Source organism: Brachybacterium sp. 107, from assembly GCF_052379725.1.
In the GTDB taxonomy this organism is placed as follows: domain Bacteria; phylum Actinomycetota; class Actinomycetes; order Actinomycetales; family Dermabacteraceae; genus Brachybacterium.
The window spans coordinates 70439-92917 of the sequence record NZ_JBQSYW010000012.1 but is presented as its reverse complement, the minus strand read 5'-3'; the positions used below and the strand labels follow the sequence as shown (position 1 = coordinate 92917).

At 72.1% G+C, this 22479-nt stretch carries 19 protein-coding genes and 1 riboswitch; of the genes, 12 read left to right on the top strand and 7 right to left on the bottom strand.

Going from position 1 to position 22479, the window contains the following annotated elements:
• The first annotated feature begins 44 nt into the window (after nucleotides 1-44).
• The 6 genes from ACT3UL_RS13470 (at nucleotide 45) to ACT3UL_RS13445 (ending at nucleotide 7044) form a co-directional block, all read left to right on the top strand.
• Nucleotides 45-944 carry a hypothetical protein gene (locus ACT3UL_RS13470; protein ID WP_444578763.1) on the top strand — a complete coding sequence of 300 codons (900 nt, stop codon included), beginning with the start codon at nucleotides 45-47 and terminating at the stop codon, nucleotides 942-944.
• Between the two features lie 86 nt (nucleotides 945-1030).
• Nucleotides 1031-3076 (top strand): M13 family metallopeptidase, encoded by a 2046-nt coding sequence (locus ACT3UL_RS13465; protein ID WP_444578762.1) that lies wholly within the window; start codon nucleotides 1031-1033, stop codon nucleotides 3074-3076.
• Between the two features lie 25 nt (nucleotides 3077-3101).
• A complete protein-coding gene (locus tag ACT3UL_RS13460; RefSeq protein WP_443402840.1) occupies nucleotides 3102-3668 on the top strand; it encodes a hypothetical protein in 567 nt (188 codons plus the stop codon).
• A 21-nt stretch (nucleotides 3669-3689) separates the two neighbouring features.
• Nucleotides 3690-3797, top strand: a riboswitch (TPP riboswitch).
• 48 nt (nucleotides 3798-3845) lie between these two features.
• Nucleotides 3846-4427 carry an ECF transporter S component gene (locus ACT3UL_RS13455; protein ID WP_444578761.1) on the top strand — a complete coding sequence of 194 codons (582 nt, stop codon included), beginning with the start codon at nucleotides 3846-3848 and terminating at the stop codon, nucleotides 4425-4427.
• On the top strand, nucleotides 4405-6573 hold the full coding sequence (locus tag ACT3UL_RS13450) for an ATP-binding cassette domain-containing protein (protein WP_444578802.1): 2169 nt from the start codon (nucleotides 4405-4407) through the stop codon (nucleotides 6571-6573). The genes ACT3UL_RS13455 and ACT3UL_RS13450 overlap by 23 nt, the downstream gene beginning before the upstream one ends.
• 36 nt (nucleotides 6574-6609) lie before the next feature.
• Entirely contained in the window at nucleotides 6610-7044 is a 435-nt protein-coding gene (locus ACT3UL_RS13445) for an ankyrin repeat domain-containing protein (RefSeq protein ID WP_444578760.1), read from the top strand.
• Nucleotides 7045-7110: 66 nt separating this feature from the next.
• Here the strand turns inward: ACT3UL_RS13445 and ACT3UL_RS13440 are convergent, their stop codons facing one another.
• The 5 genes from ACT3UL_RS13440 to ACT3UL_RS13420 form a co-directional block, all read right to left on the bottom strand.
• Nucleotides 7111-7626: a GNAT family N-acetyltransferase gene (locus ACT3UL_RS13440; RefSeq protein ID WP_444578759.1), complete on the bottom strand. Its 516-nt coding sequence runs from the start codon at nucleotides 7624-7626 to the stop codon at nucleotides 7111-7113.
• A 102-nt stretch (nucleotides 7627-7728) separates the two neighbouring features.
• A complete protein-coding gene (locus tag ACT3UL_RS13435; RefSeq protein WP_444578758.1) occupies nucleotides 7729-8787 on the bottom strand; it encodes an alpha/beta fold hydrolase in 1059 nt (352 codons plus the stop codon).
• A gap of 9 nt (nucleotides 8788-8796) precedes the next feature.
• A complete protein-coding gene (locus ACT3UL_RS13430; protein WP_444578757.1) occupies nucleotides 8797-9840 on the bottom strand; it encodes an Fpg/Nei family DNA glycosylase in 1044 nt (347 codons plus the stop codon).
• Entirely contained in the window at nucleotides 9840-10328 is a 489-nt protein-coding gene (locus tag ACT3UL_RS13425; RefSeq protein ID WP_444578756.1) for a ribose-5-phosphate isomerase, read from the bottom strand. Before ACT3UL_RS13425 ends, ACT3UL_RS13430 begins: the two co-directional genes overlap by 1 nt.
• 82 nt (nucleotides 10329-10410) lie before the next feature.
• Nucleotides 10411-11049 carry a mycothiol-dependent nitroreductase Rv2466c family protein gene (locus ACT3UL_RS13420; RefSeq protein ID WP_444578755.1) on the bottom strand — a complete coding sequence of 213 codons (639 nt, stop codon included), beginning with the start codon at nucleotides 11047-11049 and terminating at the stop codon, nucleotides 10411-10413.
• Nucleotides 11050-11202: 153 nt separating this feature from the next.
• Here ACT3UL_RS13420 and ACT3UL_RS13415 point away from each other — a divergent pair, with 153 nt between their 5' ends.
• Nucleotides 11203-12948 carry an ABC transporter transmembrane domain-containing protein gene (locus ACT3UL_RS13415; protein WP_444578754.1) on the top strand — a complete coding sequence of 582 codons (1746 nt, stop codon included), beginning with the start codon at nucleotides 11203-11205 and terminating at the stop codon, nucleotides 12946-12948.
• A complete protein-coding gene (locus tag ACT3UL_RS13410) occupies nucleotides 12945-14789 on the top strand; it encodes an ABC transporter ATP-binding protein (RefSeq protein ID WP_444578753.1) in 1845 nt (614 codons plus the stop codon). The genes ACT3UL_RS13415 and ACT3UL_RS13410 overlap by 4 nt, the downstream gene beginning before the upstream one ends.
• A gap of 35 nt (nucleotides 14790-14824) precedes the next feature.
• Here the strand turns inward: ACT3UL_RS13410 and ACT3UL_RS13405 are convergent, their stop codons facing one another.
• Nucleotides 14825-16165, bottom strand: coding sequence for a hypothetical protein (locus tag ACT3UL_RS13405; protein ID WP_444578752.1), 1341 nt, complete (start codon nucleotides 16163-16165; stop codon nucleotides 14825-14827).
• Nucleotides 16166-16350: 185 nt separating this feature from the next.
• Here ACT3UL_RS13405 and ACT3UL_RS13400 point away from each other — a divergent pair, with 185 nt between their 5' ends.
• A complete protein-coding gene (locus ACT3UL_RS13400; protein ID WP_444578751.1) occupies nucleotides 16351-17721 on the top strand; it encodes a protein kinase domain-containing protein in 1371 nt (456 codons plus the stop codon).
• Nucleotides 17722-17836: 115 nt separating this feature from the next.
• Here the strand turns inward: ACT3UL_RS13400 and ACT3UL_RS13395 are convergent, their stop codons facing one another.
• Complete coding sequence (locus ACT3UL_RS13395; RefSeq protein WP_444578750.1) at nucleotides 17837-18517, bottom strand: response regulator; 681 nt, start codon at nucleotides 18515-18517, stop codon at nucleotides 17837-17839.
• A gap of 38 nt (nucleotides 18518-18555) precedes the next feature.
• Here ACT3UL_RS13395 and ACT3UL_RS13390 point away from each other — a divergent pair, with 38 nt between their 5' ends.
• The 3 genes from ACT3UL_RS13390 (at nucleotide 18556) to ACT3UL_RS13380 (ending at nucleotide 22443) form a co-directional block, all read left to right on the top strand.
• A complete protein-coding gene (locus tag ACT3UL_RS13390) occupies nucleotides 18556-20379 on the top strand; it encodes a histidine kinase (RefSeq protein ID WP_444578749.1) in 1824 nt (607 codons plus the stop codon).
• A 63-nt stretch (nucleotides 20380-20442) separates the two neighbouring features.
• Nucleotides 20443-21549 (top strand): fatty acid desaturase family protein, encoded by a 1107-nt coding sequence (locus tag ACT3UL_RS13385; RefSeq protein ID WP_444578748.1) that lies wholly within the window; start codon nucleotides 20443-20445, stop codon nucleotides 21547-21549.
• Nucleotides 21550-21789: 240 nt separating this feature from the next.
• Complete coding sequence (locus ACT3UL_RS13380; protein ID WP_444578747.1) at nucleotides 21790-22443, top strand: DUF402 domain-containing protein; 654 nt, start codon at nucleotides 21790-21792, stop codon at nucleotides 22441-22443.
• Nucleotides 22444-22479: the final 36 nt, after the last annotated feature.

The window sequence follows — 22479 nt, the reverse complement described above, 5'->3', positions numbered from 1 at the left end:
GCACCCTGACCCCAGTACCCTGGTGAGGACTTCGAAGGAGCTCCATGACCGACACCCCCGGCACCCCCGGATCCACTGATCCGCACCGCGCCGATCAGCAGGCTCATCCCCACGCTGATGCCCCTGCCGACTCCCCTGCCGATCTCCACGCCGATCCGCATACCGATCCCCATGCCGATCCCCATGCCGATCCGCATGATCACACCGGTCACGACCACCCGCCCACCGGGGCGGACCTCGTGCGGGACCTCGTCAAGAGCCTGTCGGTGCTCGCGCTGGTGATCCCGGTGATCGGGGTGCTCCTGCTGATCGCGATCCTGCCGTTCGCGCCCACCAGCCCGGTGGTCCTGCTGCTCGGCATCGCCCTGGGCGCCGGCCACCTCGCCTCCCTCGTCGCGACCAGCCTGTTCGTGGCCCGCACCCGCACGCAGCTGGCTGTGAACCCCGGCCTGCTCGCCGTGCGCAGCGGCGTCGAGGAGGCCCTGCGCCTCGCGGCCGTGCTGCTGGCCCTGCTGCTCTGGCCCGGCGACATCCGCGCCGAGCTCGGCGTGTGGATCGGCGCCGGTGCCGCCCTCGTCTGGATCGCCCTGGCCACCGCTCAGACCGTCTCCACACGGCGTCGCATCGCCCGCCCCTCGGACTGGTCCAAGGACGCCGTCTCCACACTGCTCAACGAGCGCGTGGGCGCCCGCTCGACCATGCTGATGCGCCTGCTGGACATCGTCGGCACCGTCACCTTCCAGGTCGGGGCGACAGTCCTCGTGATCCTCTCCCCCGTGCTGGTGATCGGCACGGCAGTCCTCTCGATCGCCTCTGGTCTGTCCACCCTCGTGCTCCAACGACGCTCCCCGGCAGAGCGGGCCCGCACCCCCTGGGCGTACGCCCCGCTCACGATCGGGCTGCTCACCCTGGCGCTCGGATCGCTGGGCCTGATCACCCTCTGATCCTTCTCAGATCTTTCTCTCTGATCCTTCTCAAATCCTTCTCTGATCCGCAGTTCTTCCACCCCTCGACCACGCAGGAGCCGATGATGACCGCTGCACCCACCGAACCGACCCGCTCGGGACTCGCCCTCACCGAGATCGACCCCGACATCCGCCTCCAGGACGATCTCTTCGGCCATGTCAACGGACACTGGCTGGCCACCCACGAGATGCCCGCCGATCGCTCGAGCGACGGCGCCTTCCACCAGCTGCGGGACCTCTCCGAGGAGCGGGTGCGCGAGATCATCGAAGAGGCCGCTGCTGATCTGGGCGACAGCACGGGCGACGCGAGCGACCAGAGCGACCTGAGCGATGGGATCGTGCCGAGCACGGACCACGCCCGCGTCGGCGCCCTGTACCGGATGTTCATGGACACCGAGGCGATCGAGAGCGCGGGCATCGCGCCGCTCGAGGAGCTGCTGGCCACGATCGGCGCGAGCGCGGACCTCGCGGCCATCACCCGCACCATGGCCGCCCCGGATTCCGGTGCCAGCGCCCTGCTCGCCTACGTCTGGACCGACGACCACGACTCCACCAGCTACCAGGTGAAGCTCCACCAGGGCGGCCTGGGTCTGCCGGACGAGTCCTACTACCGCGAGGAGCACTACGCCGAGATCCGGGAGGCCTACGTCGCCCATCTCGCGAACCTCGCCGCTCTCGGCGGCCTGCCGGGCCGCGAGGGGCTGCTCGCCGGGGACGCCGCCGCCCTCGCCGCCGCCGTGATGGACTTCGAGACCCGCCTGGCCGCCTGCCACGTCGACGTGGTGCGCCTGCGCGACAGCGAGAAGTCCTACAACCCGATGGACGCCGCCCAGCGCCGCGAGCTCGCCCCCTCCTTCGAGTGGGACGCGTTCATCGAGGGCACCGGCGCCCCGACGACGGCCTTCGAGGTCGTCTCCGTCGGCCAGCCGGAGTTCGTCTCCGCCGCGGCCGAGCTGCTCGCCGGCGAGGACCTCGACGTGCTGCGCACCTGGCTCTCCGTCCACACGGTCTCCGGCTACGCCCCCTACCTGCCCGCCGCTCTGGTCGAGGAGGACTTCGCCTTCGCCGGGCGGGTGCTCTCCGGCGCCGAGGAGCTGCGCGAGCGCTGGAAGCGCGGCGTCTCCTTCGTGGAGGGCGCCGTGGGCTTCGCCGTGGGCAAGGAGTACGTGAGCCGTCACTTCCCACCCGCCCACAAGGAGCGCATGAGCGTGCTGGTCGACGCCCTCATGGACGCCTACCGCAGCTCGATCCAGCAGCTGGAGTGGATGACTCCGGCGACCCGCGAGAAGGCGCTCGCGAAGCTCGAGAAGTTCACCCCGAAGATCGGGTACCCCGACTCCTGGCGCGACTACGAAGGCTTCGAGATCGTCCCCGGCGATCTGGTCGCGACGGTGCGCGCCTCGCGCCGCTTCGACGCCGAGTTCGAGTACGCCAAGGTGGGCGGCCCGATCGACGAGACCGAGTGGCACATGACCCCGCAGACGGTCAACGCGTACTACAACCCCGGCCGCAACGAGATCGTGTTCCCCGCCGCGATCCTGCAGCCGCCCTTCTTCGACGCCGAGGCCGAGGACGCCGTGAACTTCGGCGGCATCGGCGCCGTGATCGGCCACGAGGTGGGACACGGCTTCGACGACCAGGGCTCGAAGTACGACGGCGACGGCAACCTCGCCTCCTGGTGGACCCCGGAGGACCGCGAGGCGTTCGACGAGCGCGCCGCGACCCTCATCGCCCAGTACTCCGAGCTCTCCCCGCGCGAGCTCGACGACTCCCATCGTGTCAACGGCGCGCTCACCATCGGCGAGAACATCGGCGATCTGGGCGGGCTGTCCATCGCCGTGAAGGCGTACCTCGCGACCTCCGGCGCCGACGCCCCGGAGCTCGACGGCTTCACCGGCCTGCAGCGGGTGTTCCTGTCCTGGGCCACCGTGTGGCGCGGCATGAACCGCCCGCAGGAGGGCATCCGTCGCCTCGCCGTGGACCCGCACGCCCCGATGGAGTTCCGCTGCAACACGGTGGTGGGCCACCTCGCCGAGTTCCATGAGGCCTTCGACGTGCGCGAGGGCGACGGGATGTACCGCGCCCCCGAGGACCGGGTGACGATCTGGTGATCATCGACCTCTCGACGGGCGTGCTGTGAGGCCCGACGCCCCGTTCTACGTCGGCACCACCCGGCCCTCCCGGATCGGCTGGACCCGCATCGGCCTGACGGTGCTGGCCGGCGTGATCGCCACGCTGCTGATGTCCTCGCGCAGCAGCGTGGCCGCCGGCCTCCTGATCGCGTTCCTGTTCGTCCTGCTCACGCTGTGGACCTGGATGGGTCAGCATGCGCGGTTCGTGGTCGACGAGCGCGGCCTCACAGTGAGCCTCGGCGGCTTCCTGCCGCGCAAGCCCTGGCCGCTGGCGGACTTCCGCACCGTGCAGTACCGCACGCTGGGGGCCTCCACGGTCGGGGTGACGCTCGGCGGGTACGGCTGGCGTCGGGGCCGGGCCTCCGCGTCCACGGCCGCGGAGCTCACCCCCGTCGGCAGCCGGAAGATCTACACGACCGGCCAGGCGCAGCAGCCGTACCGGCTGCTGGTGACCCGCGCAGGGAAGATGGTCGAGATCGTCGGGCGCTCGGGGACGAACTATGTGATCTCCCCCGTGGACACCGAGGCGACCGCCGCCGCGATCGACCAGGCGATCCGCGCCCGTCGGTGAGACGGCTAGACTGGCGGGGTCATCCACTGACAGGGGAGCACCGCCACGGTGCTGAGAGTGCGCGAACCTGCGCAGACCTTCGAACCTGATCCGGCTCGCACCGGCGTAGGGAGTCGGGACATCCGCGCGGGGCCACCGGTCCTGTGCGCCCCTTCCGTGCAGATGGAAGGAGAAGTGATGACGCGTTTCCGCACCCTCGATCTGATGGTCACCGTGCTGATCGGGGCGGCCTTCGGGGTCGCCTACCTGGGATACGCGCAGCTGTACACGCTGATCGGTCCGTTCACCGCCGCCTTCAAGCCGGCCGAGGGGCTGCTCGCCGGGATCTGGTTCCTGCCGGGAATCCTCGCCGCGCTGCTCGTGCGCAAGCCGGGCGCGGCCCTGTTCGCCGGGCTGCTCGCCGCGGTGCTCTCGATGCTGCTGGGAAGCCAGTGGGGCTGGGGCACCGCGATCTCCGGCCTGATGCAGGGCGGCGGCGTCGAGCTCGCCTTCCTGCTCACCCGCTACCGCCGTTTCTCGCTCCCGGTCGCGATCCTGGGCGGGCTGCTCGCCGCCGTCCTGGAATGGGGCTGGGAGAAGGTCGCCTACTATCCCGAGATGAGCTGGCCGTTCTCCCTGGCCATGCTGGGAGCGTTCCTGGTCTCCGGGGCGCTGCTGTGCGGCGTGCTGGGCTGGGCGGCGTCCCGCGCCCTGGCGGCGACCGGCGCGGTGGACTCCCTGCCCTCCGGACGTGAGCATGCCCGCATCGCCGAGGCCTGAGACGGCGAGCTCCCCGATCACCCCGCTCTCCCCGTTCAGCTCGATCACCCCGATCTCTCCAGTGGCGCTGGAGGGCCTCACCTGGCGTCCCTTCACCCGGCGGGAGCCGACGATCGCCGGGCTGGATCTGGTGATCCCTCCCGGCCAGCGGGTGCTGCTGGCCGGGGCGAGCGGGAGCGGCAAGTCGACGGTGCTGCGCGCCCTCGCGGGTCTGCTGGACGAGGAGACCGGCGAGGGCGGCGGGCTCGTCCCGCCCCCGCATCGACCCGGCGAGCGCGGGCTGCTGCTGCAGAACCCGGCCCATGCGCTGGTGGCCGCGAGCATCACGAGGGATGCCGCCTTCGGCCCCGAGAACGCCGCCCTGGACCGCCCGGAGATCCACCGTCGCGCCGCGGACGCCCTCGCGTCGGCCCGGGTGGACCTGGACCCCTCCCGCGCCCCGCTGGATGCCAGCGGCGGGCAGCAGCAGCGCATCGCCCTGGCCGGGTCGCTCGCGCTGGGTCCCGATCTGCTGCTGCTCGACGAGCCGACGAGCATGCTCGACGCCGCGACCGCGCAGGAGGTGCGCACGGCGATCCTCGAGGCCGCCGAGTGCCGCACCCTCGTGCTCGCCGAGCACCACATCGACCCCTGGCTCCCCCACGTCGACCGCCTGGTGGTGCTGGGACCGCAGGCCCGGATCCTCGCCGACGGGGCCCCGGAGCAGGTGCTGCGGGAGCAGCGGGAGGTGCTGGTCGAGGCGGGGGTGCTGGTCGAAACGGGGGTGCTGGAGGACGTCGCGACGTCGGCTGCACCGCAGCACGGGGCCCCGGCAGAGGCACCCGAAGGTGCTCCGGTGGCATCACTGCACGGGGTGACGGTGCCGCAGCGCGGCCTCCGCACGCCGGTCGATCTAGCGGTCCACGCCGGGCGGTTGACCGTGCTCACCGGTCCCAGCGGGGCGGGCAAGACGACTCTCCTGCGCACGCTGCTCGGGGCAGGTGCCCCGGAGAGCGGCACCGTGGCCCGCCCGCCGCGCGAGAAGATCGCGTCGGTCCCCCAGGACCCCGAGCACTCCTTCGTCGCCACCACCGTGCGCGACGAGCTGCTGGCCTCCCCCTGGGCGGACGACGAGGACCTGATCGACGAGCTGCTCGCGCGCGCCGATCTCGCCCCTCTCGCCCGGGCCCATCCCTCCCGGCTCTCCGGCGGGGAGCAGCGCCGCGTCGCGATCGCCGCAGCCCTGGCCCAGCAGCCGTCCCTGCTGGTGCTCGACGAGCCGACGGTGGGCCTCGACGCCCGCCGCCGACGTGCCGTGCTGGACCTGCTGGACGAGGCGAGCCGACGGGGCTGCGCCGTGCTGGTCGCCACCCACGACCCGGAGCTGATCGCGCGGGCCGACGACCGTCTTGTGCTGCCGGGCACCGCGCAGGACGAGCTGCCCCCGGTCCCCCGCCGGCGGATCCCGGCCGACGCCTTGAACCCGCTGACGCTGAGCCTGATCGGGATCCTCGCCGCGATCGGCTCCTTCGCCGTGCACAGCTGGCAGGGCGGGCTGCTCGCCCTCGTGCCGATCGTGGTGCTGGCGCCGCTGGCCGTGCGCTCGGTGCGGGGGGCGGCGCTCCGTCTCACCCCGATCCTGCTCTCCGCCGCGGGCCTCGCCTGGACCACGGCGCTGCTGGGCGACGCCCCCGCGCTGTCCGGACCGGCGTGGCTGCTGGGCCTGCGGGAGGCCGCGCGGATCACGGTGTTCGTCGCCCCGGGCGTGCTGGCGCTGGGCAGCGTCGAGGCCACCGCCCTCGGGGACGCGCTCGGTGGTCGACTGCGCCTTCCCGCCCGGCCGGTCGCCGCCGCCGTGGTCGCGCTGGTGCGCGCAGGGCACCTGGGCCGGCAGTGGGAGATCATCGTCCGCACCCGCATCCAGCGCGGGCTCGGTTCCGCGGCCTCGCCGCGGCTGCTCGCGAGCGCGACCCTCGCCCTGCTGGTGGTCACGCTGCGCGGCGCGGAGCAGCAGGCGCTCGCGATGGACGCCCGCGGCTTCGCGACCGCGACGCATCGCACCTGGGCGGAGCCCAGCCGGTTCGGCCGGGCCGACGTGCTCGGGCTGCTGCTCGCGATCGGGGTCCTGGTCTGGCCGCTGCTGGCCGAACTGCTCGTCACCCGCTGAGGCGACACGGGCCGGTGGTGGCCGTAGCCTGGGGCGATGAACCAGAACCCAGAGGGTCCCGGGCCGCTGCCGGAGGAAACACCAGCACAGGACGAGGCGGTCGTCGCGCTCGCCCAGTCGATGCTCGACGCCGCCCGACGCGGGGACTCCGCGCAGCTGCTGCCGCTGATCGACCAGGGAGCCCCGGTGGACCTGCGCGACGGCGACGGCAACTCCCCGCTCATGCTCGCCGCCTATCACGGGCATGCAGAGCTCGTGGCTGAGCTCGCGGCCCGCGGTGCCGATGTGGACCTGGCCAACGACCGCGGTCAGTCACCGCTCGCGGGCGTCGCCTTCAAGGGCTACACCGACGTCGCACAGACGCTGCTGCAGGCCGGGGCCGACGCCGATCTCGGTGCCCCCAGCGCCCGCGAGACCGCCCAGTACTTCCAGCGTGCGGAGATCATCACGCTGCTCGAGCAGCAGGGCTGACGCTCGGTCGAGGTGGGCTGACGCTCAGTCGAGGTGGGCTGACGCTCAGTCGAGGTGGGTTGCGGCTCAGTCGCTCGGGTGGCGGAACACCATCGGCACGTGCTCGATCCCGGCCTCGAGGAACACAGGCCCGACGGTCTCGAAGCCCATCCCCTGGTACCAGGTCTCGAGGTAGGCCTGACCGTCGATGTGCACCGGCTGCTCCGGGGCGAGCTGAGCGGTGAGATCGAGGGCGGCGCGCATGATGCGGCCACCGAATCCCGCGCGACGCTCCTGCGCCCGCACCGCCATCCGCCCGATGCGCATCGACCCATCGCTCTCCCGCAGCACCCGCACGTGCGCGGCGGGCTCCCCCTCCAGTCCCGCGGCGTCCGCCTCGGAGCCCGGCACCTCGATCCACAGCAGGGTCGTGGTCGGCTCCAGGTCCCGGCCGTCGAGGTCCGGATCGGTGGCCTCCTGCTCGATCGAGAAGACGTCCTGGCGCAGCTTCGCCAGCAGGTACAGCGTGCGGGGATCGATGTCGGCGACAGCCGACCGCTGGAGCCGGAGGCGGGTGTCGGGGGCGCGAGGTGCTGCGGTCATGGCGACACGGTACGGGACAGCCGGTCACAGGCCGGTCTCGGAGCGGTCTCGGAAAGCAGCATCGAGATGCTCGTGACCGCAGGTGGGCGCCGCTGACCCCGCTCAGGAGTTCTGCGCGACCAGTCGCGCCATCGCCGCGCGCCACTGCTCCACCATGCGCGGGCCGCCATGGCCCTCGTCCTCGATCATCACGAGCTCGCTGCCCGGCCACGCCCGGTGCAGCTCCCAGGCGGTGATCGCCGGGCCGGAGACGTCTCGCCTCCCGTGGATCAGCACGCCCGGGATCCCGGCCAGACGGGGCATCCCGCCGAGAAGTCCGGAGCCCGGTTCCGCGCCCCAGGGCACCGCCCAGTCGGCGACGAAGCCGTCGTGCGCCCAGTAGTGGGTGACCAGACGGGCGAACGCACGACGTTCGACGCGCTGCTGCTCGTCGGCCGGTTCCTGCGGGCGCGAGATCTCGACCGCGCCGGTGCCGATCCGGATGTGCTCGTCCTCCCAGGTCATCCAGGCCTCCGCGGCGGCGTCGACGAGTGCCGGGTCAGCATCGGGGTCGCTGGGCGTGAGCAGCCGACGATAGGCCTCGACCAGGCGCTGTCCCGTGGCCCGGCAGTAGGAGGTGTGCCGCTCGGCGAAGGTGGCCAGGGCGTCCCACCCTTCCGGGAACACGGCCCCGATCCCCTCGGTGATCCAGTCCACCTCCCGACGGCTGGTGCTGGTGACCGCGAACAGCACCACCCCGAGCACCCGCTCCGGGTGCGCCTGGGCGTAGGCCAGCGCCAGGGTGCTCCCCCACGAGACGCCCTCGACGATCCAGGCAGAGATCCCGAGGTGCTCGCGCAGCAGCTCGAGGTCCGCGACGAGGTGGGTTGTGGTGTTCGCCGAGAGATCGGTCCCGCCGACGTCTCCGGCCGACGGGGTGGAGCGTCCCGCGCCCCGCTGGGAGAGGCCGATGATCCGAGCCCGGTCGGCCGGGGCGCTGCGTCGGTAGCCGGGGCTCAGGCGACCGCCCGGCCCGCCGTGGAGGTAGAGGACGGGCACGCCGTCGCGGTTCCCGCTCTCCTCCCAGAAGATCTCGTGACCGTCGCCGACGGCGAGCAGGCCGTCGGCGAGGACAGGGAGAGGCGCAGGGCCCGAGGTGCCCATCCGACCTGACGTGTTCATCCGGGGAGTCTACGGACGCTCCGCGAGTGCCCAGGGCGCCGCCGGGTGCTCCCGGGTCCAGGTCGCGCGGCGGGAGCGGATGCTCTGGCAGCGGGGGCACCAGAACACGGTGCGGGCGGCCATGTCGGCGCTGCGGATCACGGTGCCGCAGACACGGCACGGCAGGGTCTGGCGGTGGTAGACGTAGAACGACTTCTCGCGGGGCACGACGTCCGGGTCCTCGTCGCCGTTCTGGCGGGTGCCGCGGGAGCGCTCGAGGATCCGCGCCTCGATGTCGCGGTGCTCGGGCTGGGTGGTGACGATGCGGCCGGTGGCCGCCCCGTACTCCATGAGCGGCACCAGATCCTCCCAGATCCCCTCGACCATCCCGCGGGTCAGATCGCGGCCCGGCACGGTCGGGTCCAGTCGGGCGCGGAACAGCACCTCGGCGCGGTAGATGTTCCCGACCCCCGCGATGACGTCCTGGTTCATCAGCAGCACCCCGATCGCGGTGCGGGAGGCGAGCACCCGGTCCACGAAGCGGCGCGGGTCCGCATCGGCCCGCAGCGGATCCGGTCCCAGACGGTCGATCACGGCCTGCCTGCCGGCGGCGTCGACCACTTCGCAGGCGGCGGGGCCGGTGAGATCGGCGAGGCCGTGGGCACCGGCGATCCGCAGACGTGTCGTCGGCCGCGGCACGATCCGCCGCCAGTCCACGACACCACCGTCGGCTCCGCCGTCGAGACCCTCCTCGCGCTCCCCGACCCGCACCCGCGGGGCGCCGATCGCGTGCGCGGAGGCGAAGCCCTCGTCCCCGGCGAAGGTCCACGAGCCGTACAGGCCCAGGTGCACGCGCGCATACCTCGTCACCGCAGCGCCCGCCTCGACGGAGGCGTCCGGGACGAAGGCGAGGAAGAGGTGCTTGCCCACGGCCTCGGCGTCCGCGAGCACCCAGCCGTCGAGGTCCGCCGCCTCGGAGAATCTGCCCTGCGGGCTGGACGTGCGGACCCTCTGATCGCCGAAACCGGCCCGCAGCGCCGCTGCGAGCCGGTGGACGGTGTGCCCCTCGGGCATCAGGCGCCTGCGGGCGCGGCTGCGGTGTCGGACCCGTAGCCGCCGGTCTCCTCGTAGCGGGCCATGAGGTCGATGCGGCGCTGGTGGCGCTCCTCGCCGGTGAACGGCTCGGCGAGGAACAGGTCGATGAGGGCCTCGAGCTCGTCCTCGGAGTGCTGGCGCGCCCCGACGGAGATCACGTTGGCGTCGTTGTGCTGGCGGGCCAGGCGCGCGGTGTCCTCGTTCCAGACCAGGGCGGCGCGCACCCCCGTCACCTTGTTCGCGGCGATCTGCTCACCGTTGCCGGAGCCACCGATGACGATTCCCAGCGAGCCGGCATCCGCCACGACGGCCTCGCCGACATCGGTGCAGAACGGCGGGTAGTCGTCGAGGGCGTCGAAGGCGTGGGCACCGTGGTCGGTGACCTCGTGGCCCTTGTTCTGCAGCGCTGCGACCAGGCGGTTCTTCAGCTCGAAGCCGGCGTGGTCGGTACCGATGTGCACATGCATGGGGTGATGTCTCTTTCTCTGGTTCTCAGCAGGACTGTTCTCAGAAGCGGCGACGACGGGCGTCGCGGTCAGCGGTCAGCGGTCAGCTGAAGTCGATGCCGCCGGTGCGGGAGCGCTTGAGCTCATAGAAGCCGTCGAGGGTGGACAGCGTCTCCAGAGCGTCGAAGAGGCGACCGGCGTCCTCGCCCTTGGGCGACGGAGACACGACGGGGCCGAAGTAGGCGGTGCCGGACTGAGCGGTTCCTGTGTCGCCGAAGGAGATGACCGGGGTGCCGACCTCGTCGCCGACCCGGGAGATCGCGCTGTCGTGCGAGGCGCGCAGGGCGACGTCGGTCGCGTCGCCGGCGACCGGCTCGTAGACGTCGATGAGCTCGGCGGGCAGCTCGGCGGCCTCGAGGGCGGCGACGGCGACCGCACGACGGTCTTCCTGCTGACCGCCGACGTGATACCGCTCACCCCAGGCGGTGTACCAGCGTGCGAAGGCCTCGGAGCCCTGCGTGCTCACGATCTGGATCGCGAGCCGTGCCGGGCCCCAGGAGTCGTCGAGCATCCGGCGGTAGTCCGCATCCAGATCGCGGCCCTCGTTGAGCACGGAGAGCGACATGACCGAGTAGGTCGGAGCGATATCGCGCACCGTCGCGGCGTGGAGCAGCCACCGGCTGGTCATCCAGGCGAAGGGGCAGACAGGATCGACGAAGAGCTCGACAGGACGTGCACTCACGGCAGGATTCCTTCCCTCAGGGCAATGACAGGACCATTCTCTCACCGCCCCCGGGGAAATGCTGTTGCGCCTTCTGCTCCGTGGCTGTTGGATCATCAGGTGCTCCTCGCGTCGTCCCCCACCCCTTCCGCCCCCGCTCCCACGCGCGGGGTGATGCGCTCGATCGTCCGCAACCACCGCCGCTCGATCCCCTGGATCATGGCGCTCTCCTTCGTCGTCGAGGGCGTGGACATGCTGGTCCCCGTCCTCATGGGCCTGATCATCGACGCGGGGATCGTGCAGGGCAGCCTGCGGATCACCGTGGGCGGCGCGATCGGCATCTTCGTGCTGCGCCTGCTGAGCACCTGGGCCTGGACGGTCATGTTCGAGGCCAGCCAGCGCGCCCGGATGTTCGAGCGTCACCGGTTGCGCGTCGCCGTGACCGCGGCGGTGCTGGACCCGCGCTCCCGCCAGGTCGAGCGGCCCGCCGGCGAGGTGCTCTCCATCGCCACCTCGGACGCCGACAAGGCCTCGGACATCATGGACATGCTGCCCTGGGCCTTCCCCGCCTCGGCCGTGGTCGTGGCCGCGGGCGTCTGGCTCGCGATCCTCGACCTGTGGCTGGGCTTCGCAACGCTCGTGGGGATCATCGTCATGGTCGTCGTGGTGCGGGTGATCAGCCCAGTGCTGTCCGCGCGCTACGACGCCCAGCAGTCGAAGTCGGCCGACGCCGCCGCGACCGCGACGGACCTGGTCCATGGCCTGCGCGTGCTCCAGGGCCTCGGGGTGCAGAGCAGGGCGCGCGCCCAGTACCGCCGTCGCTCCCGCACGGCGCTCGACGCCGCGCTGGTCAACGCCCGCTTCTCCGGAGTCTCGAGCGGTCTGACCACCCTGGTCACCGCGGCCATGATGGCGGCCGTCGTGATCATCGCGTCCCAGCGGACCGTCGCCGGAGACATGACCATCGGCACCCTCATCGCCGTGGTGGGCGTGGCCCGCTCGAACATGGGCATGCTGCAGGGCCTCTCGGGGCTGCCCGTGTGGTGGGCGAGCATGTCCACCTCCGCGCGGCGCGTCCGGGACCTGCTGGCCGATCTGGGCCGGGAGATCGACGACCCCGAGCTCGCCGTGGAGCGCCTGGCGCTCGCGCGTGACGAGCGCGGGGAGCGGAGCCCCGGCGAGCGCCGTCCGGGAACCGGTGGCCTGCAGCTGCGCGGCCCCGACAGCGGATCCCTGCGGGGCCTGGACCTCACCGTGCCCGATGGAGAGGTCGTCGCCATCGCCTGCGCTGATGCCCGGGACGCCGATGCGCTGATCGAGGCGATCGCCGGCCGCACCGAGCAGCCTGTCGTGCTCCTGGGCGGCGACGAGGTCACCCCGGGGAACCGCTTCACCACCCGGGCGGACCTGCTCGTCGAGCCCCACGTCGTGGACCTGTTCGACGGCACGCTGCGCGAGCAGCTCGCGACCCGTGCCCCCGAATCGGTGCTCGCCCCGCCCACGGACGGCTCCGATCCCGATGCCTGGGCCGATGCCGCCCTGCACGCGGCCGGCGCCGACGACCTGCTGCGGATTCTGCCCGAGGGCTATGACACCCGCATCCTGGACCGCGGCGCGAACCTCTCCGGCGGGCAGCGTCAGCGCATCGCCCTGGCCCGAGCGGTCGCCGCCGATGCGCCCGTGCTCGTGCTGCACGACCCGACCACCGCGGTCGACGCCGTCACCGAGCAGGCGATCGCCGAGGCCCTGGTGGCCGCGCGTCGCGCCCCCGACCGCGCGACGCTGCTGGTGACGAGGTCGCCCGCGCTGCTGCGCGCGGCCGATCGCGTCTCCTTCGTCAGCGCCGGCGGCCTGGCCGGGCACGGCACCCACGACGACCTCATGGACCACGACGACTACCGGAAGATGGTGCAGCGATGACCGCCGACCTCAGCATCGTCGACTGGGACGCCGACCCCGAGGAGCTGCTGGAGAGCGACGCCACCGCGCGTCGCCAGCTCGACGAGCACGCCCAGATCCTGCCCATCGCCACCGTCGGCGTCTCGGTCCGCCATCTCGCCGGCAGGCTGCGCCGCTTCTGGCTGATGACGACGCTGACCCTGCTGGTCGTGACCGCCGGCGCGGTCGCCGCGGCGTGGATGCCGCGCCTGATCGGCACCACCGTCGACCTGGTCCAGAACGGGGCCGGCTCCGACGCGATCTGGCGCCAGGGCGCCCTGATCATGCTCGCCGGGGTGCTGCAGGCCGCCTTCTCCGCGCTCGGATGGGCGCTGGTCAGCGGTCTCGGACAGCGGGTGCTCGCCGGGATGCGCGAGGACGTCATTGACCGTGCCCTCGACCTCCCTGCCCAGAGCATGGAGGTCACCGGGATCGGCGACGCCCTCTCCCGGGTCGCCGACGACGTCGACGTCACCGCCCGCGCGGTCAACAACGTGGTCCCGAACCTGATCCAGATGGGCTTCTACGTCACCGTGACCCTGGTCGGCATGGTGGCCCTCTCCCCCTGGCTGCTGCTCCTCGTGGTGCTCGTGGTGCCGATGTACCTGATCAGCGCCCTGTGGTATCTGCGCAAGACCGCCCCCATCTACCGGCGCGAGCGCGTCGCGATGGGCGCCCGCGCCCAGGGTCTGCTCTCGGCCATCCACGGCATCCCCACCGTCCACGCCTACGGCATCGAACGTCGCGAGACCCGTCACGTCGCCGTCCTCTCGGAGACGGCCGCCGTGCTCGGCATGCGCGTCATGACCCTCGTGACCCGCCTGGTGAAGATCGTGGTGTGGCCGGAGAACCTCTCGATCGCCCTGGTGCTCGTGCTGGGCTACGTCATGGTCCACGTGGGCGGCGCACCGATCGGCCTGGTCACCGCGGCCGCGCTGTACCTGATCAGCCTGCTCTGGCCGATGATGAACCTCATCTTCTCCCTGGACGACGTGCAGTCCGCGGCGGCGAGCCTGACCCGGATGGTGGGAGTCATCGAGTCGATCGACCTGGCCTCCTCCCCCGGTGACGAGAAGCCCCTGGACGCGTCGATCCGCCTCGAGGACGTCTCTCACGCGTACGGCACCGACCAGGACGGCGAGGAGCGGATCGTGCTGCGGCCGATCGACCTCGACATCGCCCCCGGCGAGGTGGTGTCCCTGGTGGGTGCCTCCGGCGCCGGCAAGTCGACGCTCGCGGCGATCATCGCCGGAACCCTCGAGCCCCGTCATGGCCGGGTGCTGCATGGCGGCGCGGACCTCACCCGGGCCGACATCGAAGCGGGCCGCGCCCATTCCTCGATCGTCAGCCAGGACGTCCACGTGTTCCGGGGGACCCTGCGCGAGGATCTCCGCCTGGCGAGCCCGACGGCGACCGACGAGGAGCTGTGGGCGGCGCTGGAGCGGGTGGACGCCACGGTCTGGGCCGATCGCCTCCCGCGCGGTCTGGACACCGAGGTCGGCGAGAAGGGCGAGCGGCTCACGGCCGAGCAGTCCCAGCAGCTGGCCCTGGCCCGCATCTCCCTCCAGGACCCGGCGGTGCTGGTGCTCGACGAGGCCACGGCCGACGAGGGCTCCTCCGGAGCCCGAGTGCTCGAGCGCGCCGCCCTCGAGGTGGCCAGGGGTCGCACCACGATCATCGTCGCCCACCGTCTGTCCCAGGCGATGGTCGCCGACCGCATCCTGGTGATGGCCGACGGCAGCGTCGTGGAGCAGGGGTCCCATGACGAGCTCGTCGGGCGCGGCGGGGTCTACGCCCGGCTGTGGGAGGCCTGGGCCGGCTGAGTCGGCTGGGCTGGCTGAGGCGGCTGAGTTGGCTGTCAGCGGCGCCGCAGGCGCAGCACCAGCACCGCGGCCACCCCGGTCACCGCCGCCATCAGCGTGAGCAGACCGGCCGCGACGAACAGGGCGACGCGCCCCAGAGCGCCGTCGAGACCGAGGAACCCGCCCGGGGAGGAGCCCGAGGTGGTGTCCCCGAGCTCGAGCACGGTGCCGTCGGCGGCATCCGCTGCGACATCCCCCTCGACCTCGAGGGTGAGGATGAGGGTGACCGGCTCGTCACCGGCGGGGTCGGCGCCGGCCGCCCGCTGCAGGCGGTGGAGCTGGATCGTGTGCGTCCCGGGCAGCCAGGCGGACTGCACCCCGGACAGCTCCGAGCTGCGGTTGCCGCGATCCACCGGGGCGGGCATACCGCCGCCGACGATCGAATCGTAGTCGGACAGCTGCCAGGAGCCGCCGCCGACCGTCACGGTCTCCCGCGCGGCGTTGAAGGCGAGGAGGGAGAGCTCCCCCGCACCCTCGGGCTGGGAGGTGATCTCGGTGCGCCACCGCAGACGCTGCCCCTCCTGCACCGGGATCCGGACCAGTCCGCTCTCCCCCGGCACCAGCTCGACGACGTACGAGCCGGGCTCGAGCGGGGTCGCCGACGCGAAGGAGCGGCCCAGCTCGATGGGCTCGTCCGTGGTCGGGGCGACCGGTGAGGCGCCGTCGTCCTCGATCTCCTCGTCCACCGACGGTGACCCGCCGCCGATGCCCGAAGGCTGGATCGCGACCTGGATCTCCACCGGCAGGGGCTCGTCGGCCGCGCGCAGCCCGGTGCGGGTGACCTGGACGAACAGCTCGGTGCCCGTGCACCCGTCCGGGCCCACCGCGCCGGAGATCGCGCTGGTGGTGATCGGGCCGTCGCCGGTCATCGTCGCGCCGGAGCTGGACGCGCCGCCGTCGTCGCAGCTGTCGCCCCCGGCTGTCAGGTAGGAGATCCGCAGGTCCAGGCCCTCGTAGCCCTCGGGCAGGCCGTCGGGGTAGGGCGGCGCGGCGATCGTCGCGGCGGTGCGCACCCGCTGCCCGTCCTCGACCGTGACCCGGTAGTACTTCGTGGTGCCGTCCCCGAACTCCTCCTGCGCGCCCTGCGCGAAGCTGTCGAGGTGGATCCCGGGCGCGACGGCCACCGCCTGGGCGAGGGATCCTCCGCCCTCGACCTGCTCCCCGTCGGCCGCATAGGCGTAGGCGGGCAGCTCGGCGTCGGGGGTCGGGTCCGCGAGTGCCGCAGTCGGCGCAGCGACCAGGACGGGACCGCCGACGAGCAGGGAACCGCCGACCAGCACGAGGGACGCCGCGAGCAGAGCGGACAGCGGCCCACGGTGGTCTGCTCGGCGGGTCATACGCGCTCCTCGGGGTCGGTCGGGGCATCGGGTTCGGGGCGGCCCGGCAGGTCAGGGCGGCACGGCAGGTCAAGGCGATCAGGGCGGTCAAGACGGTCAGGACGGTCAGGACGGTCAGGACCTGCGGGCGACATCCTATTTGCCATCTCGAACGCTGCCGTCACCTCCGGGTGCGGTGCCCTAGCATGACCACCATCATGTCCGATGTCATCGCCGGCCGCATCGAGCTGCTCGATCCCCTCGCCCGAGGCGCCTCCGGGTCGCTCTGGCGTGCGATCGATCGGCGGTACGGCGCGATCTGCGCGGCCAAGGTCATGCGTCAGCGCGACGGCGCCGAGGTGCTGCGCTTCGTGCGCGAGCAGACGGTCGGCACCGCCCAGGGCCTGGGCGCCCACCCGCACCTCCTGCCCCCGTACACCTGGGTCGCGGAGGACGACACGGTCGTGCTGGTGATGCCCCTCGTGCACGGCGGCACCTTGGCCGGGGCCCTCGCCGACCACGGGGCGCTGTCCCCCTCGCTGGTGGCACAGCTGCTGCGGCAGCTCCTGGACGCCCTCGCCGCGATGCACGCCTCCCAGTGGGTGCACCGCGACGTGAAGCCCGCGAACCTGCTGCTCGATGCCACCGGGGACGGTGCTCCGCACCTGCTGCTCGCGGACTTCGGCATCGCGCTGCACGTGAGCGACGTGCGCCTGACCGAGACCGGCTTCGTGCACGGCACACCCGGTTTCATGGCCCCGGAGATCCTCGCGGGCGGAGGGACCTCCGCCGCACAGGACGTGTGGGCGGCGGCGGCCTGCGCGCTCGAAGCCCTCGCCCCGCTGCCTCCGCGGGAGCGCCCCTCGCCGTCGACGGCTCCGCAGAGGGTCACCGACGCCCTGTCAGGCAGCTCCGATCCAGCGGCGGCACCACTCGGGGAGCTCCTGCGCGCGATGCTCGCGACGGATCCGGCCCGGCGCCCGTCGGCCGCGCGGGCCCGCGACACGATCCCTCTCCTGGCGGAGCCCGTCTCCGCCTGGTCCCGCACCGCCGAGGGCGAGCGCTTCGAGGTCGTCGACCGGATCGAGGCGGGCGGCGAGCTGCGTGAGGTGCCGCTGGACGGTCCGGCGTCGCTCGCCGGCCTCGCACCCGGCCTCCATGAGCGGCTCCAGGCCCGATCGGGGCCGGCCGGCGGTTCTGTCGGCTCCGCGGGTTCCGCCGGGGCCGACGGGCGCAGCGCTCCGAGCCCGGATCGTCGCCCTGCCCCTGGTCCACAGCGCACGGCCGCGGGTCCGCAGCGCACGGCCGCGGGTCCCCAGGGCGCCACGGAGCTGTTCGTGCACGAGGCGACCCCTCAGGATCCCCACGCCCAGCGGCCCGTCCCGAACCACGTCCCGAACCACGTCCCGGACGACGCCCCGAACCAGGTCCCGGACGACGCACGACCCTCACCCCGTCCCTCACCGACGCAGGCACCCCGCTCCCGGCGCGGTGCCTGGGTCGGAGTGCTTCTGCTGATGATCTCGCTGCTGTGCCTGATCGGTGCCGGCGCGCTCGTGTGGACGGCCCTGGGCTGACCCCTGGCACAGGGAGTGGCACCGAGGCAGAGGTGAGCAGAGCTTCAGGAGCTGCTGGGGCGAGCGCTCGAGTGACCGAGCCGGCTCGTCGGGCGCTGCTGGTGCGCCCAGGGCGTCACCGCCCGGCGCGCACCAGCCCGGACTCGTAGGCGGCGACCACGAGCTGGGTGCGATCGCGGAGCATCAGCTTGGAGAGCATGCGGGAGACATGGGACTTCACCGTCTGCTCGGCCATCACCAGCTCCTGGGCGATCTCCCGGTTCGCGAGCCCGCGCGCCACCAGCAGCAGCACGTCGATCTCGCGCTCCGTGAGCGCCGCCAGGCTCGCCTCGTCCCGCGCGCTGCGCTCAGGACGCGCCACGAAATCGGCGATTAGAGCCCGGGTGACGCGGGGCGCGAGCAACGAATCGCCACCCGCGACGACACGCACCGCCTGGACGAGCTCGTCGGGTGTGGAATCCTTGAGCAGGAACCCGCTCGCCCCGGCCCGCAGCGCGGCGAACACATACTCATCGGCATCGAAGGTGGTCAGCATGATGATCTTCGGAGGCGTCCCCGGCATCGCGAGCACCATGCGGGTCGCATCCAGGCCCCCGACGTGCGGCATGCGGATATCCATCAGCACCACATCGGGGCGCAGACGGCGCACCACCTCGACGATCCCGGCCCCGTCACCCGCAGTGCCCACCACCTCGATCCCGTCCTGCGCATTCAGCAGCGCCTCGAAGCCGCCACGGATCATCGACTGGTCGTCGACGATCAGCACACGGATGACAGCCTGCTCAGGGGGAACCATGGCGCCACAGTATCCCCGCTTCCCGAGAGGACCCCTGGGTGTTCCTCGTTCCTGATCGACACAGCCTGCGCCGCCTGGGCCACGACCTCGCCTTCGTGCTGCCGGGCCTCGCCCTGACCCTGCTCGCGATCGCGGTGCTGCTGCCCCTGGCCGCGATCTCCGCCGCCCTCGCCATCGTCTGGATCGGAGTGGTGCTGTTCCCGCTCACCCTGGCTCTGGCCTCGGTGTACGCGCAGCTCGATCGTGCCCGCCTGAGGCGCTGGGGCGTCGAGATCAAGCCTCCGAGCTATCGGCCCCGAGGGCGCGGTCCCCGCGGACTGTTGCGTCTGGTCACCGATCCGCGTCGCTGGCTCGACCTGGCCTTCGAGGCCCTCATCGCCCTCCCGGTGCGCGTGCTGACCGTCGGGGTCACGCTCGCCTGGGCGGCGCTCGCCCTGGCCGGCCTCAGCTACTGGCTGTGGGGGCGGGCGCTGCCACCAGGCGGCACCCCGGTTCCCGGCCAGTGGTCCCTCGCCCTGGTCCTCGGCCTCGCACTGGCCCTCTCCTTCCCGGCGATGGTGCGTGCGCTGGCGCTCCTGGACGTCGTGGTCTCCGTGCCGCTGCTCGGCGGGGCGGTCCCGGGATCCCGCCGCCGCGGCTCTCCCGCACCGCCCAAGGTGCTCACCGTCGACGCCGGGCTGCGGGAAGGTGCATGGACCTGGATGACGGTCGCCTTCATCAGCTTCGTGCTGGTGGTGGTGAGCTGGCCGGTCACGGCCAGCCTGTACTCCGTGCACCCGGCCGTGGCGATGCTGGTGTCGATCGCCGCCGCCCTCGCCGGAGTGCTGGCCGTGCGATGGCCGTGGGCCGGACTCTCCCTGAGCATCGTCGCAGCGGCCGCGACGATCCTGGTCACGGCGTCGGCCTCGGAGGGCCTCCCCTGGCCGTGGCCGGTGACCGCCCTGCTGGCCCACTGCCTGACCCTCGCCGTGCTGGCGGTCTTCCACCGCTGGTTCTGGGCGGTCTCGACCTGGTCCGGCGGCGCTCTGCTCACCCTCATCTCCCTGATGATCTCGGAACCCGCCATCCGGGCGGACGACTCGCTGCGAGTCGTCACCACCAACGGCGTGGTGCTGGTGGCGATCAGCGGCGGCGTGGTGCTGCTGGGGATCACCGTGCGCCAGTGGCTGCTGATCAGCTCGCAGGTCGAGGAGGCGCAGTCCCGGGGCGCCGACCAGATGCGTCGGCGCTACGAGCTCGAGGAGCGCAGCCGCATCGCGCGCGAGCTGCACGACGTGGTGGCGCATTCGATGTCGGTCATCACCGTGCAGGCGGGCACCGCGAAGTTCCGGCTCTCGGGTCTCGATGCCCAGACCGAGCAGGAGTTCGAGGACATCGCCGCCTCCTCCCGGCAGGCGCTCGGGGAGATGCGTTCGCTGCTGGCGACCCTGCGCACCGACGACGCCCTCGACGACATGCCGATGCCCGGTCTGGCCGACGTCGCCGAGCTGGTCGAGGCGAGCCGCGCCACGGGTGCCTCGATCAGCGCCGACCTGGTCGCGGTGGAGGTCCCCCCGACAGTCGGCCTGACCGCCTATCGGGTGGTGCAGGAAGCGATGAGCAACGCGTTGCGCCATGCGCACGGCGCCGCGATCGCGGTGTCGGTCTCTGTCTCCGAGGCCCCGCAGAGAGCACTGCTGGTGGACGTCTCCAATGTCGCGCCCGAGTCCGAGCAGGACCATATCCCCGGATCCGGGCTGGGTCTGGCAGGCATCCACGAGCGGGTCTCCGCCCTCGGGGGCTCCGTGCACGCAGGGCCCACGCCCGACGGCGGATATGCGATCTCCGCGCAGATCCCGATCGTGCACCCCCTACCCCGGTAGGGGGTGCAGGTTCGCTCCGAGGAGGGACGCAAGGAGGTATGCCTCAGCAGTAGCGTCATCGGCATGACGACCACTGCACAGCGGCCTCCGGCCCAGACTCGGCCTCCGGTCCGGTCTCGGGCCGCAGCCCAGACCAAGGACTACTTCGAGCTCTCGCAGCGGGTGAAGGACGCCGGCCTGATGGGTCGCAACGTCCGCTCCTACATCCTTCGCACCGTGCTCCTGGGCCTTGCCCTCGTGGGTGCCTTCGTGCTGCTGCTGACCCTGGGCAGCACCTGGTGGCAGCTCGCCGTCGCCGCGCTCTTCGGGATCCTCTTCACGCAGGCCGCGTTCATCGGCCATGACGCCGCGCACCAGCAGGTCTTCTCCTCCGGCAAGCGCAACGCCTGGTTCTCCCGCATCATCGGGAACCTCGTGGTGGGACTGGCCATCGCCTGGTGGACCCGCAAGCACAACAAGCACCATGCGAACCCCAACACCGTGGGCCGCGACGGCGACATCGCCGGCGGGGTGCTGGTGTTCGTGCCCGAGGAGCAGGCCCAGCGCACCGGCTTCATGGCCTGGTTCGCGAAGCGACAGGGCTGGGCCTTCTTCCCGATCCTCACCCTGTTCGGCTTCGTGCTGCACTACGAGGGGATCACGGCCCTGCTCAAGAACGAGAAGGTCAAGCACCGCAAGGTCGAGATGGCGCTCGTGCTGGTGCGCGTCATCGGGTTCCCCGCGATCGTGCTCTCCACCCTGGGGCTCGGCATGGGCCTGGCCTTCCTCGGTGTGCAGATGGCCGTCTTCGGGGTCTACATGGGCTCCTCCTTCGCACCGAACCACAAGGGCATGCCGCTGATCCCCAAGGGACTCGAGGTCGACTTCCTGCGCCGCCAGGTCCTCACCAGCCGCAACATCAAGGGCGGCCTGCTGATGAACTGGGCGATGGGCGGGCTGGACCTGCAGATCGAGCACCACCTGTTCCCCCGCATGCCCTCGGCGAACCTCCGCAAGGCGAAGCCGATCGTCAAGCAGTTCTGCGCCGAGCGCGGGATCATCTACACCGAGACAAACCTGATCACGTCCTACGGGATCATCATCAAGTACCTCAACCGGGTGGGCCTCGGCCACGCCGATCCGATGGACTGCCCGCTGGCCGCCCAGCTGCGCGGCGCCTCCGCCGCCTGACCGGTCGTCGCCTGGCTGTCGTCGCCTGACGCGCTCGCGGGGCCGTCACCTCGGTGGCGGCCCCGCAGTCGTCTCCCGGGCCGGGCGCTGCCACCCGGAACCGGCGCGCCGCCCGCACGGTCCCGGGGCAGGCGGTATGGTCGCCCCATACGCCTACCCCTTCACGGGCAGAGCAGCCCCGGCCCGATGGCCGGTCGGTACGGGGCGTCCGTGGAGGCCGATCCGGCCGGGATCACCACCATGTCTTCCTCCCCACGCTGGTCGCCTGGCGACCAGGTGACCTGGACCTACTACACCTCTCAGCACTCCACCCGCACCGTCCGCCCCGGCACCGTCGTGCTGGACGACGACCGCGGCATGGCGCTCTGGATCGCGCCCGGCACCGAGGTGCTGCTGCCCGTCCTCGAGTCCGGTGCAGCGCTGCGCCGCGCCGGTGACGAGGGGATGTTCACCGCGCCCCGGCTGCAGTCCAAGCAGCTGTGGACCGGGAACGGCATCCTCATGATCGCCCTGCCGGACAAGCCGTACTCCGTGTGGCTGTTCTACAAGGACGACGGCTCGCTGGGCTGCTACTACATCAACCTCGAGACCCCGTACGAGCGCACCGACGAAGGGGTACGTACCCGGGACCTCGTGCTCGACCTGGTCGTGCTGCCGCGCCGCGACTGGCACTACAAGGACGAGGACGAGCTGGAGGGCGCCGAGCGCACCGGGTACTTCTCCCCCGAAGAGATCGAGTCCATCCGGGCCGCGGGCCGCGAGGCCGAGCAGCACATCGCCGCCTGGTCCTACCCCTTCTCCGCCGGATACGAGTACTTCTTCCCGGATCCGAAGTGGCCCGTGCCGTCCCTGCCCGAGCACTACACCTGGGATCTCGACCTCACGCGACGGTGACGTGTTCGCGCTGGGCTCGGCTGGGCTCGGCTGGGC